We start from the raw sequence: 13,206 nt of genomic DNA, 5'->3' as shown, positions 1-13,206 counted from the left end.
GTCGATCGCGAGAATTACTATGCGATTTTTATGCATCACCAGATGCAGTGCAATCGAAAACATATGCGGTCTCTTCTACCTTTCATTCGTGCCCGGGATCTGCCGGCATCGATAGGACCAACACGCATGTTGCGCCGCGCCCTCGACCGCCGCCCGCCAGTCAGTCTGACCTCGCCCAAGATGGGGCAGGTGGCTTGGCGGAGCCCGGGCACCACGATGAAAGGACGAACAGCAATGTATCCGCGTTTTGGAATGACCTATGTCGCCATACTGACAGCCCAGGCGCGCGCCCGCGCGGCCCATTTCCACCCGCAGGATGGTGACGGGCCAAGAGCGCATGGGCCCGTGTTTTCGGACGCAGACAGTGACGTGACGGGAGCCCTGTGGCGCATGGGTGCCGTCATTGCCGTGATAACGGCGTTGGCCGGCAGCTTCTTCTGGCTCGGCGCTTGAGCCATATGCAATCAGGATCGATAGAGATGAAAAGACTCATGCTCATGGGCGAAGCTGCTGCTCAGGCCACTCTCCCACCGTTGCGCAACAGCAGGTTCATGATTGGCCGGGACGCGCGCGGGCACTGGGTCGTCTGCGACGTTAGGGGGCTGGTCGGGGGCGTTTTCTTCGACCGCTCGTCGGCGGTCCATTTCGCGGCGGCCGAAAGCGACTATGTGCCGGGAGCGGTATGCTGCGCTCCCGATGATGCGGTGTTGACCATGGACCCTTTGTTTAACCCGGTTCCGCAGAGCCAGTGGCCCGAAGGCGTCCGGGCACTCTAGCCGCACCCAGATTTTGCCGGTGGCTGCATACGCCGGCAAATCGTCGAGACCCCGGCGTGCTGGTCAACAGGCAGGCCGGGGTCTCCCCACTTTGGGGTGTCCGCGCGGCCATTTCATATATGAGATTCCTATAAGTTTAGTCCTGGCCCGATCTCGAATTCCTATGCGGTTCGGGGCCACTCTCCCGGCGAATTTGAAGCATTGACCACCGCAGCCGGGCCGGCAGCGGTGGCCGTGGTCCGTTCAGCGATGCATCGATTTGCATCGGCTAGCAAGCAAATAGCCAAGGAGCCAAGGTCATGGATTTCGTCGTCTTAGGAATATCGGCGACATTTTTCGCGATATTCTTCACCTACATCGCCGTCTGTAACAATCTCTAGCGGGAGTCTGGCGATGCTTGTCGATTACATTCTCGGCGGCGGCGTAACACTGCTGCTGCTCGCGTACCTAATCTACGCCCTTATTCGCCCAGAGCGCTTCTGATCGCAAGCGGGCTCGGAAAGACATAATCATGACGTTGATCGGATGGATTCAGATTGCCGTTTATTGCGGCATCATCATTTTGCTCGTGAAGCCGCTGGGCGGCTATATGACGCGCGTTTACAACGGCGATCGCACGCTGCTTTCGCCGGTGATCGGCCCAATCGAGCGGGTGCTCTATCGCCTCGCCGGAACCGACGAGAAGGAAGAGCAACACTGGACCGCCTATGCGGCCGCCATGCTGTTCTTCAATCTGGCCGGATTTATCGCGCTGTATTTCCTGCAGCGCTTCCAGGGCGCGTTGCCGTTCAATCCCGCTGGCATGGGTGAGGTTGGCCCCGAACTCGCCTTCAACACGGCTGCCAGCTTTGTTTCCAATACCAATTGGCAGAGCTATGGCGGGGAAAGCACCATGTCTTACCTGACCCAGATGGCGGGTCTGACGGTGCAGAACTTCGTCTCCGCGGCCACGGGCATAGCGGTCGCCATGGCGGTCATCCGTGCTTTCTCGCGAAAATCGGTCAAGACGCTCGGCAATTTCTGGACCGATCTCGTGCGGACGATCTTCTACGTCCTGCTGCCGATCTGCATCATCGGAACGCTGGTGCTGGTGTGGCAGGGCGTACCGCAAAACCTCAATCCCTATACCGCGGCGGTGACGCTGGAAGGAGCACAGCAGACGATCGCGCAGGGTCCGGTGGCCAGCCAGATGATGATCAAGCATCTGGGCACCAATGGCGGCGGTTTCTTCAACGTCAACGCGGCCCATCCGTTCGAAAATCCGACGGCGCTCACCAATCTCATCCATATGGTCTCGATCTTCGCCATCGGCGCGGCCCTGACCAATGTGTTCGGGCGCATGGTCGGCAATCAGCGCCAGGGCTGGGCGATCTTCGCCACCATGGGCGTGCTGTTCCTCATTGGCGTCGCAGTCTGCTACTGGGCGGAAGCGGCCGGCAATCCTTTGATCCACGCGCTCGGGATCGAGGGTGGCAACATGGAAGGCAAGGAGACGCGGTTTGGCGTAGTGCTGTCTTCGTTGTTCGCCGTCATCACGACTGCGGCCTCGTGTGGCGCCGTTATCGCCATGCATGACAGCTTCCTGCCGTTGGGCGGCATGATCCCGATGATCAACATGATGCTCGGCGAGATCATCATCGGCGGTGTCGGCGCGGGCTTCTACGGCATCATCCTGTTCGTGGTCATCGCCATCTTTGTGGCGGGACTGATGGTGGGCCGGACGCCCGAATATCTGGGCAAGAAGATCGAGGCCAAGGAGGTCAAAATGGCGATGCTCGCCATCCTCTGCCTACCGCTCGCGATGCTCGGGTTTACGGCGGTTACGGCAGTGCTGCCTGCGGGCGTGTCGTCGCTGTGGAATGCCGGGCCGCACGGGTTCGGCGAAATCCTCTACGCCTATACGTCGGCGGCGGCCAATAACGGGTCTGCCTTCGCGGGCCTCTCGGCGAATACGCCGTGGTACAATATCACCCTGGGCACCGCGATGCTGATGGGGCGGTTCCTGATCATCATCCCTGCGCTGGCCATTGCCGGCTCCCTGGTGAGCAAGAAGACCGTTCCGGCCTCTGGCGGCACGCTTCCGACCGACGGAACGCTGTTCGTCGGCCTGCTGCTGGGCGTCATTCTCATCGTGGGCGGCCTGACGTTCTTCCCGGCGCTTGCGCTCGGTCCGATCGTCGAACACTTCGCCATGCTGGCGGGGCAGACCTTCTAGGCCATGTCCCCTCGCAGTGAGCTGAAGCGGCTCATCAACCCTCGCGCCGAATTTCTGGCGCGGGGGCAGACCGAACCGACGAACGCGGCGCGCATCGTGCTGCGCCTGATGCTGGTAATCGGCCTGCTCGGGCTGTCCGCAGTCCTTCTGACCCAATTGTTCGCGGCCATCTGATCGATCGCGCCGCCGTCATTCACGCTGGAGTCTCTCATGAGCCAGTCCAAATCAGCGAGCATTCTGGACGCTCGCATTCTCATTCCCGCCCTGGGCGGGGCCTTTCGCAAGCTCGATCCGCGCACGCTGATCAAGAGCCCGGTGATGTTCGTCGTCGCCGTCGTGTCCGCCTTCACCACTGTCCTGCTGATCAAGGATCTGGCAACAGGGGGCGAAAATCTCGGCTTCTCGTTCCAGCTCGTCATCTGGCTGTGGTTCACGGTCTTGTTCGCCAATTTCGCCGAGGCGGTCGCGGAAGGCCGTGGCAAGGCGCAAGCCGAATCCCTGCGCCGTACGCGGACTGAAACCGAAGCCAAGCTGCTGCTGAATGGCGGGGACCGGACGAAGTTCAAGCTGGTGCCTGGCACCAGCCTCAAGGTCGGCGACGTTGTGCTGGTCGAGGCCGGTGACATCATCCCCTCCGATGGCGAAGTCATCGAGGGCGTCGCCTCGGTCAACGAAGCGGCGATCACGGGCGAGTCTGCGCCTGTTATTCGTGAATCGGGCGGAGACCGCTCGGCCGTGACCGGCGGTACGCAGGTGCTGTCGGACTGGGTGCGGGTGCGTATCACCGCGGCCCAGGGCTCGACCTTCATCGACCGGATGATCTCGCTGGTCGAGGGCGCCGAGCGGCAGAAGACGCCGAACGAAATCGCGCTCAACATCCTCCTGGCCGGCCTGAGCCTGGTCTTCGTGCTGGCGACAGCGACGATCCCGTTCTTTGCCACCTATGCCGGCGGTTCGGTGCCGGTCATCGTGCTGGTGGCGCTGTTCGTTACCCTCATTCCCACCACCATCGGGGCTCTGCTGTCGGCCATCGGCATTGCCGGCATGGATCGCCTGGTGCGCTTCAACGTGCTGGCCATGTCGGGTCGCGCCGTCGAAGCGGCTGGCGACGTCGATACGCTGCTGCTCGACAAGACGGGCACGATCACGCTGGGCAATCGCCAGGCGACCGAATTCAAGGCGGTCGGCGGCGTGACCGAACGGGAGCTTGCCGATGCGGCGCAGCTGGCTTCGCTGGCTGACGAAACGCCGGAAGGTCGTTCGATCGTCGTGCTCGCCAAGGAGAAATACGGCATCCGCGAACGCGACATGTCGAGCCTGCATGCCGCCTTCGTGCCCTTCACCGCGCAGTCTCGAATGAGTGGCGTGGACATTGACGGATCGTCGATTCGCAAGGGCGCGGTCGATGCCGTCCTTGCCTATGTGAATCTCTCGACTACTGCAGGCGGTCCCAAGGCGCCGAGCCAGACAATCGCCGAGCTGCAGGCGATTGCCGACCAGATCGCCAAGGCGGGCGGTACGCCGCTGGCCGTGGTGCGCGATGGGCGGCTGCTCGGCGTCGTGCATCTCAAGGATATCGTCAAGGGCGGTATCAAGGAGCGTTTTGCCGAGCTGCGGCGTATGGGCATCCGCACGGTGATGATCACCGGCGACAACCCGATGACTGCAGCGGCCATTGCCGCCGAGGCGGGTGTCGACGACTTCCTGGCCCAGGCAACGCCTGAGAACAAGCTGGCACTGATCCGCGAGGAGCAGGGCAAAGGTAAGCTCGTCGCCATGTGCGGCGACGGCACCAATGACGCGCCGGCTCTGGCGCAGGCCGATGTGGGCGTGGCGATGAACACCGGCACGGTGGCCGCGCGTGAAGCGGGCAACATGGTCGATCTCGACAGCGATCCGACCAAGCTCATCGAGATCGTGGGCATCGGCAAGCAATTGCTGATGACGCGCGGTGCGCTGACCACGTTCTCGATCGCCAACGATATCGCCAAGTACTTTGCCATCATCCCGGCAATGTTCCTGGCCTTCTATCCGCAGCTTGGCGTGCTGAACATCATGGGGCTGGAAAGCCCGCAGAGCGCGATCCTGTCGGCGATCATCTTCAATGCGCTGATCATCGTCGCGCTGATCCCGCTGTCGCTGCGCGGCGTCAAATACCGGCCTGTCGGAGCAGGGGCCCTGCTGGGGCGCAACCTGCTGATCTATGGGCTCGGTGGCGTTGTCGTTCCCTTCATCGCGATCAAGGCCATCGACCTGATCATCACCTCCATTGGCCTCATCTAAGGACACTCCGATGCTCAAACAAATCAGACCCGCGATCTTCATGATCGTCGCCCTGACCATCATCACGGGGCTCATCTACCCTCTGGGCATGACCGGCATAGCCCAAGCCATCTTTCCGCATCAGGCCGCAGGAAGCCTGATCGAGCAGGATGGGCAGGTGCTTGGTTCCGAATTGATCGGCCAGGCTTTCACCGAGCCGCGCTACTTCCACGGGCGTCCGTCAGCCGCCGGCGACGGCTACAATGCGGCGGGTTCGAGCGGCTCCAACCTGGGACCGACCAACCCCGTGCTGATCGAGCGTGTGGCCGGTGATGTCGCGACCCTCAAGGCCGAGAACCCGAATGCGGCGGTCCCGATCGACCTGGTGACGACTTCGGGCAGCGGTCTTGATCCGCATATTTCGCCCGACGCTGCCTATTTCCAGGTGCCGAGGGTTGCCAATGCGCGCGGGGTGGATGAAGCAGTGGTGCGCGCGCTGGTCGACCAGCATATCGAAGGTCCGATGCTGGGGTTCATGGGCGAACCGGTCGTCAACGTGCTCAAGCTCAACCTGGCGCTCGATGGCGCATCGGCAGAGTGACACAATGCGGTTCGGACACCCCCGGCGGTGCCCGAACCTGCGCTTGAGAGGAATGCTGGCCGATGGCTGACGTCAATCGCGATTCCGATGCCCGGCCGTCTCCCGATGCGCTGCTGGAGAATGCGCAGCGGGAGGCTCGCGGCCGTCTCAAGATTTTCCTTGGGGCGGCGCCCGGCGTGGGCAAGACGTATGAGATGCTAATGTCGGGCCGGGCCCGGATGGCGGATGGCGTCGATACCGTCATCGGTGTGGTCGAGACCCATGGCCGCAAGGAGACCGAGGCGCTGGTGACCGGCTTTGAGGTCATCCCGCGCATCAGCATCGACTACCGTGGCCAGCAGCTCGCCGAGCTCGATATCGACGCAATCCTCGCTCGCCGCCCCCGCCTCGTGCTGGTCGACGAGTTGGCCCATACCAATGTGCCAGGGAGCCGCCACCCCAAGCGGTATCTCGATGTCGAGGAAATTCTCGCCGCCGGCATCGATGTCTATACGACGCTCAACATCCAGCATGTTGAAAGCCTCAACGACGTGGTCGCTCAGATCACGCGCATACGCGTGCGGGAGACGGTGCCCGATTCCATCGTCGATCGGGCCGACGACATCGAGATTATCGACATCACGCCGCAGGACCTGATCAAGCGCCTGCATGACGGCAAGGTCTATCTGCCGAACACCGCCAAGCGTGCGGTGGAGAACTATTTCTCGGCCGGCAATCTGACTGCATTGCGCGAGCTGGCCTTGCGCCGGACGGCGCAGCGGGTCGACGATCAGTTGCTGACCCATATGCGCTCGCATGCGATTTCCGGACCATGGGGCGCCGGTGAACGGGTGCTGGTGTGCATCGATGAGCATCCGCGCGCGCCCTCGCTTGTGCGCTATGCGCGCCGGCAGGCCGAGCGCCTGCGGGCGCCATGGCTGGCCCTCCATATCGAGACGCCAAGCGTTGCGACTCTGTCCGAGGAGGGCAAGGACCGGCTTGCTGCCACCCTGCGGCTGGCCGAGCAGCTTGGCGGCGAGGCCGTGACGTTGCCGGGGCAGGACGTCACCGCCGAAATCATTCGCTACGCCAATGCCAACAACGTCACCCATATCGTCATCGGCAAGCCGCGCAAACCGCGGTGGCGCGAGTATTTCGAAGGCTCGGTTTCGCACGAGCTGATCCGTAATGCCGGCGACATCAGCGTGCATGTCATTGCCGGCACCGACCAGGATGCCGTGGCCAAGCCGCGCGGCGTGACGCATGTGCAGCCGCGCCGCTTCCGGATCAAACCATACCTCTTGAGCGCCGCCTATGTCGGCATTGCGCTGGGGTTCGGCCTGCTGCTCAATCGCGGGCTCGACGTCACCAACGTAGCGCTGGTGTTCCTGATGGCGGTGCTGGCTTCGGCCATTACCGGCGGCCTGTGGCCGGCGCTCTGGGCTTCGGTGCTGGGGGCGCTGGCCTTCAATTTCTTCTTTCTGCCGCCGCTCTACACGCTCAATATCAGCGACCCGGAAAGTGTCATTGCGCTGGGCTTTTTCTTCGGCGTCGCAGTCGTTGCCAGCAACCTCGCCGCCCGGGTGCAGCGCCAGGCCTCGGCGGCGCGGCAGCGGGCGCGGACCACCGAGGACCTCTATCTCTTCAGCAAAAAGCTGGCCGGTACGGGTACCCTCGATGACGTGCTCTGGGCCACGGCGTTTCAGATCGCGTCAATGCTCAAGCTGCGCGTCGTGCTGTTGCTGCCAGAGAATGGCACGCTGACCGTCAAGGCCGGTTATCCACCTGATGACAGCCTGGTGGACGCCGATATCGCCGCCGCCAACTGGGCCTGGGATAACGATCATCCAGCCGGGCGCGGCGCGGATACGTTGCCTGGCGCCAAGCGCCTCTATCTGCCATTGCGCACCGGGCGCACGCCCATTGGCGTCGTCGGTCTCGACAATGACAAGCAGGGACCGCTGTTGACGCCGGAGCAGCAGCGGCTACTCGATGCGCTGATCGACCAGGCGGCGCTTGCCATCGAACGCATCCAGTTGGTGGCCGATGTCGACCGCGCCCGGCTGGCGGCGGAGGCGGACCGGCTGCGCTCGGCGCTGCTGACCTCGATTTCCCATGATCTCAAGACGCCTTTGTCGGCGATCATGGGCGCAGCGGGTACCCTGCGGGACTACTCCAAGTCGATACCGGAGACGGACCGCACCGAGCTGCTGACCACTGTCATCGACGAGTCCGAGCGGCTCAATCGCTTTATCGTCAACCTGCTCGATATGACGCGGCTTGAATCGGGCGCCATGCAGCCGAATTTTGCGCTGCACTATGTCGGCGACATTGTCGGGACCGCCTTGCGTCGCGCGGCCAAGATCACCGAACAGCACCAGATGGCGGTGGACCTGCAGGCCGACCTGCCGATGTTGCGGCTTGATCCAGTGCTGTTCGAGCAGTCTCTGTTCAACCTGCTCGACAATGCCGCGAAGTATGCGCCTGTGGGATCGACCATCCAGATCAGGGGTTGGACCGACGGAGGATCGGCGGTGTTGCAGATCATCGATGAGGGCCCGGGCATTCCGCACGATGATCTCGAGCGCATCTTCGACAGCTTCTACCGCGTTCGCAAAGCCGACCACGTGCTGGCCGGTACGGGCCTGGGATTGTCGATCTGCCGGGGTTTCATCGAGGCGATGGGCGGCACGATCATCGCCTCGAACCGGGCCGATCGGTCGGGGGCGGTGTTCACCATCAAGATGCCGATCCCGACCGGCGAGCAGAATCTGGAGGAGTTGACATGAACGCGTCGCCGATAAGGATACTGGTCGTCGATGACGAAGCGCCCATTCGCAAGCTGCTACGGGTGGGGCTGGCGACCGAGGGCTATACGATCCTCGAAGCCGGCAGCGCCAGGGAGGCCAACGAATTGCTGCGGCAGACACGGCCGGACCTCATCCTGCTCGATCTCGGCCTGCCCGACATGCAAGGGCATGACCTGCTGGCCAAATGGCGTAACGACCTGTTCGACCTGCCGATCCTGATCCTTTCCAGCCGTACCGACGAGACTGGGATTGTGCGAGCCTTGGAGCTGGGGGCGGATGACTATGTCACCAAGCCCTTCGGCACCAAGGAGCTGGTGGCACGGATCCGCGTGGCGCTGCGCCATCGGTTGCAGCAGCAGGGTGAGAAGGCGCTGTTCCAGACCGGTGAGCTGTCCGTCGACCTGGTCAAGCGCATCGTCAGGGTGGGCGGCAAGGAGGTAAAGCTATCGCCCAAAGAGTACGACATCCTGCGCATCCTCGTGCAGCATGCCGGCAAAGTGCTGACGCATCAGCATCTGCTCAATCAGGTGTGGAATGGTTCGACCGACGTGCAATATCTGCGCGTCTATGTCCGCCAACTGCGCCAGAAGATCGAACGCACACCCGACCAGCCGCAATACATCATGACCGAGACCGGCGTGGGCTATCGGCTGCGCGAGGGCGATGAGCCGGCTGTGCCACCAACGACCAATAGTGAATTGTGACGACTATGCAGATTTCCGAATTCCTCCGGCCCGAAAACGTCATCGTCGGGCTTGCGGGTGCCAACAAGCGGGCGGTGCTGGAGGCGCTATGCGGCCGGATCGCGGCGCTGTCGGGGGGCGACGCGGCCGTGATCTTCGCGGCGCTCGATAACCGCGAGAAGTTGGGGTCGACCGGCATGGGGCAGGGGATCGCCATCCCTCATGCGACGGTCGAGGGCATCGGGAGGCCCGTGGGCATGTTGGCACGGCTCAACAAGCCGGTAGAGTTCGACGCCATCGATGAGGCGCCGGTGGATATCGTCTTCGTGCTGCTGGTGCCCGAGCACGATCGGGCGGCGGGGCTGAAGCTGCTGTCGGCGGCGGCGCGAATATTGCGGTCCGACGAGGTCGTGGCGCGGATGAGGGCGGCTGGTGATGCTGCTGCGCTTTATGCGGCGGTGGCGACGAGCGACGCTTAAGGTCAGTCCTCGACGATAATCCAGGCTGGCGCGTGGTCGCTAGCGCCTTCCTGGCCGCGAATGTCGCGGTCGACACCGCCGGATCGCAGCTTGGCCTCCATGCCGCCGGCCAAGAGGAAATGGTCGAGTCGCAGGCCGGCGTTTCGTGGCCAGCGTTGGCGCATGTAATCCCAGAAGGTGTAGATCGTTTCGTCGGGATGCAGGGTGCGCAGGGCATCGGTCCAGCCCTGGTCGAGCAGGCGCTGAAACAGGGCGCGGCTGGCGGGTTGGACCAGCGCGTTGTCGCGATAGGACGTGGTTTCGTAGATATCGCGCGGTTCGGGGACGATATTGTAGTCGCCGGCCAGCACGACGGGGAAACCGGTTTCGCACAGGTCGGCGGCATGGGCGAGCAGGCGCTCCGTCCAGGCCAGCTTGTAGGTGAATTTTGGGCCGGGCTGGGGGTTGCCGTTGGGGGCGTAAAGCGAGGCAATGAGGACGCCGTTCACCGCCGCCTCGATGTAGCGCGCCTGTTTATCCTCCGGGGCGCCCGGCAGCTCGTTCCGCGTGAGGATGGGTTCGCTGCCGCGGGCAAGGATGGCGACGCCATTCCAGCCGGACTCGCCCAGCCAGACAGAGCCGTAACCGGCATCGGCCAGGGCCGTGGCGGGAAACTGTTTTTGTGTGGCCTTGAGTTCCTGAAGGCAGACGACATCCGGCGCGGCGTCGGCCAGCCAGTCCATGAGATTGGGCAGCCGCCGATTGATGCCGTTGATGTTGTAGGTCGCGATTTTCACGGAGCGATGCGCTGGACCCAGTCGCGCGCCTTGGTCGCAATCGTTGCGAGATGATCGGCCGTCGAGAAGCCTGACAGCGCCTTGCGCGGCTTGAGGTCGTGGTCGCCGTCCTCGAGAAACAGCAGTTCGATGGACGGTGACAACGAATAGGTGGCGATTTCGGCAGGCACGCCAAATTCGTCCCGCGTGCCCTGGCAGATCAGGGCCGGCGTCTTCAACTCCAGCAGGTGCGCCGTGCGCAACTGGTCCGGCTTTTCGGGCGGATGGAAGGGGTAGCCGAGGCAGAGGAGCCCGGCGATGCGACCGTTGGCGAAAAGAGCGTCGGCGGCCATGCTGGCGACGCGGCCGCCCATGGACTTGCCGCCGATGATAAGCGGTCCATTGGTTGGCCCCAGGTCATCGACAGCGGCGACAAATTCGGGGATCACCTTGTCGGCGCGGGGCGGCGGCTTGCGCCCGGCCTCGGTGCGGCGACTGGCCATGTAGCCGAACTCGAAGCGAGCGACGCGAAAGCCGGCCGCTGCCAGCGCCCTGGCCGTCGCATTCATCGATGCCGAGTCCATCGGCGCGCCAGCGCCATGGGCGAGAAGGATAGTGACCCGCGCATCTTCCGGGCCGTCGAAAAGGAATGTCGTGGTCATCAGCCGCCTATTCTGTGCATCAACCGATTGGCGAGCCCGACGCCGGCTCGCGCCCGGCGGGCCCATTCGGAGCTGTCATCGAGTTCGAGATAACGCCGCCACCAGTCACGGGCCCTTATGAGGTCACTCGCGTCATATTCGAGCGCGCCGAGATTGTAGATGGCATCGGCATAGCCGGGGTCGATTTCGACGGCGCGTTCCAGGTGCTGGCGAGCGGCGGCTATCTTGCCCTGGTCGCGCAGCAATCCGCCATAGTTGAACCAGGCCTCGGCGAATAGCGGGTCGCGGCTGAGGGCGGTGACATAGGCGAGGGCGGCGCCGTCGGCATCGTTGATCTTGTTGAGGCAATTGCCGAGGTTGAATGCGGCGGTCGCGTCACTGCCGTCGATGGATGAGCAGTGCTCGTAGAGCGTGGCGGCCTCGGCGAAGAGGCCATCGGCCTCGGCATTCTCGGCAAGGCTGAAGTAATCTTCGACTTCGTCCTCGGTTTCCGGCAGCGGCAGCAGGCGTTGGCCGCCGAGTTCTGCGAGCGAATGGGTATCGCGTGACAGGATCTTGTCGACCCCGGTTTGCAGCGTCAGGGCTGTCAGCGAGCCGACGGGCCCGATCTGGTGCACCGAGCGGGCGATGGCGCTCCAGCCGGCGCCGGTTGCGACGAGGCCCGCGTATTTCTTAGCCAGGATGATGTCGCGGAACGAGTAGGGCTCCGCATGATGCTCGAAGCCGTCGAACAGCGTCAGCAAGTCGAGCACCGCGCCGTCCAACTTCGATTGATCCATCAGCGACTGGCGGCTGATATTGGCTGGGGCGTTGTTGCGCAGCGTACCGAGGGCGCGCAGGAAGCCATTTTCGCTGAGCAGCCGTACATTGCGGTCCCGCGCGGCCTCGACGCGGTGGGCGATTTCGTTCTGGTCGTAGCGGGCAAGCAGCGTGCGTCCGAAGACGACGGTGGTGGTGCCACGCGTCAGTCCGCGGTGAAGCCGTCCGCCATGCGAGGTCACCCGCTTGGCAGCCAGGCGCAGCGGGAAGGCGTCGAGCGCCCCGATGACGCCGTAGCTTTCGCCGCTGAGGTTCATGGAGGTCAGGCTTTCTTTCTGGGCGCCTTCGGTGCGGCGGCCTTGCTGGCGTCGAGTGCGGCCTGGAGCGACACCTTTGTAGCTGATTCCTTGGCTGGCGCGGGGGCTTTGGCCTTGCTCTTGGCGGCGGGCTTGGCCTCGCCCAGGCTGGCCTTCAGCGCATCCATGAGATTGATGACATTGCCACGCTCGGGGGCGGCCGCAATGATCGGATTGTGCCCTTTGAGCTTCTCGCGGATCATCGCCATCAGGGCGACTTCGTAGCGATCCTCGTAGTCCTTGGGATTGAACGGCCGCACCTTCTGCTCGATCAGCTTCTGCGCCAGCTCGAGCATTTCGGCGTCGGGGTCGCCGTAGGGGATGTTGCCGAAATACTCGCCGGTGCCGCGCACTTCATTGGGGTTGCGCAGCGTGGTCACGACCATGCCGTTCTCGCGCGGGCCAATGGTCACAACGCGTTCGCGGCTGGTCATGACCAGGCGGGCGACGGCAAGCTTGCCGCTGCGGATCATGGCTTCGCGGATGACGGCGAAGGTCTCTTCGGCCATGGCGCCATCGGGCGCCAGATAGTAAGGCGCGTCCTGGTAGATCGGATCGACGTCTTCCTGATCGACAAAGGCCTCGATGCTCATCGTGTGGTTGGATTCGATGCGCACCGCCTCGATGTCTTCATCTTCGATGATCACGTATTGCTTGGGCTCGTATTCGTAGCCGCGCACCAGGTCGGAGCGCTCGACCAGGCCCAGTTCGGGATCAACCGGCTTCATGTTGATGCGGTTGTGTGTTTCCTTGTGCAACTGGTTGAAGCTGATGCGCTCCGACGCGCTGGTCGCCGGAAACAGTTTCACCGGGCAACTCACCAGGCTCAGCCTAAGATGCCCCTTCCAACTCGCCCTTGCGGCCATCGC

At 63.3% G+C, this 13,206-nt stretch carries 14 protein-coding genes; 10 read left to right on the top strand and 4 right to left on the bottom strand.

Going from position 1 to position 13,206, the window contains the following annotated elements; translation table 11 throughout:
- Window positions 1-126: 126 nt before the first annotated feature.
- The 10 genes from MF606_RS16985 to MF606_RS16940 all read left to right on the top strand — a co-directional run bounded on the left by MF606_RS16985 (window position 127) and on the right by MF606_RS16940 (window position 9,805).
- Entirely contained in the window at window positions 127-453 is a 327-nt protein-coding gene (locus MF606_RS16985) for a hypothetical protein (RefSeq protein WP_240230521.1), read from the top strand.
- Between the two features lie 26 nt (window positions 454-479).
- A complete protein-coding gene (locus MF606_RS16980; protein ID WP_240230520.1) occupies window positions 480-776 on the top strand; it encodes a hypothetical protein in 297 nt (98 codons plus the stop codon).
- A 393-nt stretch (window positions 777-1,169) separates the two neighbouring features.
- Window positions 1,170-1,259, top strand: coding sequence for a K(+)-transporting ATPase subunit F (kdpF, locus tag MF606_RS16975; RefSeq protein ID WP_240230519.1), 90 nt, complete (start codon window positions 1,170-1,172; stop codon window positions 1,257-1,259).
- Window positions 1,260-1,287: 28 nt separating this feature from the next.
- Complete coding sequence (gene kdpA / locus MF606_RS16970; RefSeq protein ID WP_240230518.1) at window positions 1,288-2,991, top strand: potassium-transporting ATPase subunit KdpA; 1,704 nt, start codon at window positions 1,288-1,290, stop codon at window positions 2,989-2,991.
- 3 nt (window positions 2,992-2,994) lie between these two features.
- On the top strand, window positions 2,995-3,165 hold the full coding sequence (locus MF606_RS16965; protein ID WP_240230517.1) for a hypothetical protein: 171 nt from the start codon (window positions 2,995-2,997) through the stop codon (window positions 3,163-3,165).
- Between the two features lie 36 nt (window positions 3,166-3,201).
- Window positions 3,202-5,274 (top strand): potassium-transporting ATPase subunit KdpB, encoded by a 2,073-nt coding sequence (gene kdpB, locus MF606_RS16960; RefSeq protein WP_240230516.1) that lies wholly within the window; start codon window positions 3,202-3,204, stop codon window positions 5,272-5,274.
- Window positions 5,275-5,284: 10 nt separating this feature from the next.
- On the top strand, window positions 5,285-5,854 hold the full coding sequence (gene kdpC, locus MF606_RS16955) for a potassium-transporting ATPase subunit KdpC (RefSeq protein WP_240230515.1): 570 nt from the start codon (window positions 5,285-5,287) through the stop codon (window positions 5,852-5,854).
- A gap of 62 nt (window positions 5,855-5,916) precedes the next feature.
- Entirely contained in the window at window positions 5,917-8,622 is a 2,706-nt protein-coding gene (locus MF606_RS16950; protein ID WP_240230514.1) for a sensor histidine kinase, read from the top strand.
- Window positions 8,619-9,347 (top strand): response regulator transcription factor, encoded by a 729-nt coding sequence (locus tag MF606_RS16945; RefSeq protein WP_240230513.1) that lies wholly within the window; start codon window positions 8,619-8,621, stop codon window positions 9,345-9,347. Before MF606_RS16950 ends, MF606_RS16945 begins: the two co-directional genes overlap by 4 nt.
- A gap of 5 nt (window positions 9,348-9,352) precedes the next feature.
- A complete protein-coding gene (locus MF606_RS16940) occupies window positions 9,353-9,805 on the top strand; it encodes a PTS sugar transporter subunit IIA (RefSeq protein WP_240230512.1) in 453 nt (150 codons plus the stop codon).
- Between the two features lie 2 nt (window positions 9,806-9,807).
- Here MF606_RS16940 and MF606_RS16935 read toward each other — a convergent pair whose 3' ends face one another.
- The 4 genes from MF606_RS16935 to ku are packed head-to-tail and all read right to left on the bottom strand — an operon-like array spanning window position 9,808 to window position 13,203.
- Window positions 9,808-10,581, bottom strand: a complete 774-nt coding sequence (locus tag MF606_RS16935; RefSeq protein ID WP_240230511.1) for an exodeoxyribonuclease III — start codon at window positions 10,579-10,581, stop codon at window positions 9,808-9,810.
- Window positions 10,578-11,222 carry an alpha/beta hydrolase family protein gene (locus tag MF606_RS16930; protein ID WP_240230510.1) on the bottom strand — a complete coding sequence of 215 codons (645 nt, stop codon included), beginning with the start codon at window positions 11,220-11,222 and terminating at the stop codon, window positions 10,578-10,580. The genes MF606_RS16935 and MF606_RS16930 overlap by 4 nt, the downstream gene beginning before the upstream one ends.
- Window positions 11,222-12,298, bottom strand: a complete 1,077-nt coding sequence (locus MF606_RS16925; protein ID WP_240230509.1) for a tetratricopeptide repeat protein — start codon at window positions 12,296-12,298, stop codon at window positions 11,222-11,224. The genes MF606_RS16930 and MF606_RS16925 overlap by 1 nt, the downstream gene beginning before the upstream one ends.
- Window positions 12,299-12,303: 5 nt before the next feature.
- A complete protein-coding gene (ku, locus tag MF606_RS16920) occupies window positions 12,304-13,203 on the bottom strand; it encodes a non-homologous end joining protein Ku (protein WP_240230508.1) in 900 nt (299 codons plus the stop codon).
- Window positions 13,204-13,206 lie beyond the last annotated feature (3 nt).

The sequence above is a fragment of the Devosia lacusdianchii genome (genome assembly GCF_022429625.1).
Lineage (GTDB): Bacteria > Pseudomonadota > Alphaproteobacteria > Rhizobiales > Devosiaceae > Devosia > Devosia lacusdianchii.
This window is presented reverse-complemented; position numbering and strand designations above follow the sequence as displayed.

Excerpts from the sequence above, each read along its gene's own strand:
- MF606_RS16945 (WP_240230513.1), top strand. The coding sequence starts at position 8,619 with ATGAACGCGTCGCCGATAAGGATACTGGTCGTCGATGACGAAGCGCCC.
- MF606_RS16925 (WP_240230509.1), bottom strand. The coding sequence starts at position 12,298 with ATGAACCTCAGCGGCGAAAGCTACGGCGTCATCGGGGCGCTCGACGCC.
- kdpF (WP_240230519.1), top strand. The coding sequence starts at position 1,170 with ATGCTTGTCGATTACATTCTCGGCGGCGGCGTAACACTGCTGCTGCTC.
- MF606_RS16950 (WP_240230514.1), top strand. The coding sequence starts at position 5,917 with ATGGCTGACGTCAATCGCGATTCCGATGCCCGGCCGTCTCCCGATGCG.
- MF606_RS16980 (WP_240230520.1), top strand. The coding sequence starts at position 480 with ATGAAAAGACTCATGCTCATGGGCGAAGCTGCTGCTCAGGCCACTCTC.
- kdpB (WP_240230516.1), top strand. The coding sequence starts at position 3,202 with ATGAGCCAGTCCAAATCAGCGAGCATTCTGGACGCTCGCATTCTCATT.
- ku (WP_240230508.1), bottom strand. The coding sequence starts at position 13,203 with ATGGCCGCAAGGGCGAGTTGGAAGGGGCATCTTAGGCTGAGCCTGGTG.
- MF606_RS16985 (WP_240230521.1), top strand. The coding sequence starts at position 127 with ATGTTGCGCCGCGCCCTCGACCGCCGCCCGCCAGTCAGTCTGACCTCG.
- MF606_RS16940 (WP_240230512.1), top strand. The coding sequence starts at position 9,353 with ATGCAGATTTCCGAATTCCTCCGGCCCGAAAACGTCATCGTCGGGCTT.
- kdpA (WP_240230518.1), top strand. The coding sequence starts at position 1,288 with ATGACGTTGATCGGATGGATTCAGATTGCCGTTTATTGCGGCATCATC.
- MF606_RS16965 (WP_240230517.1), top strand. The coding sequence starts at position 2,995 with ATGTCCCCTCGCAGTGAGCTGAAGCGGCTCATCAACCCTCGCGCCGAA.
- MF606_RS16930 (WP_240230510.1), bottom strand. The coding sequence starts at position 11,222 with ATGACCACGACATTCCTTTTCGACGGCCCGGAAGATGCGCGGGTCACT.
- kdpC (WP_240230515.1), top strand. The coding sequence starts at position 5,285 with ATGCTCAAACAAATCAGACCCGCGATCTTCATGATCGTCGCCCTGACC.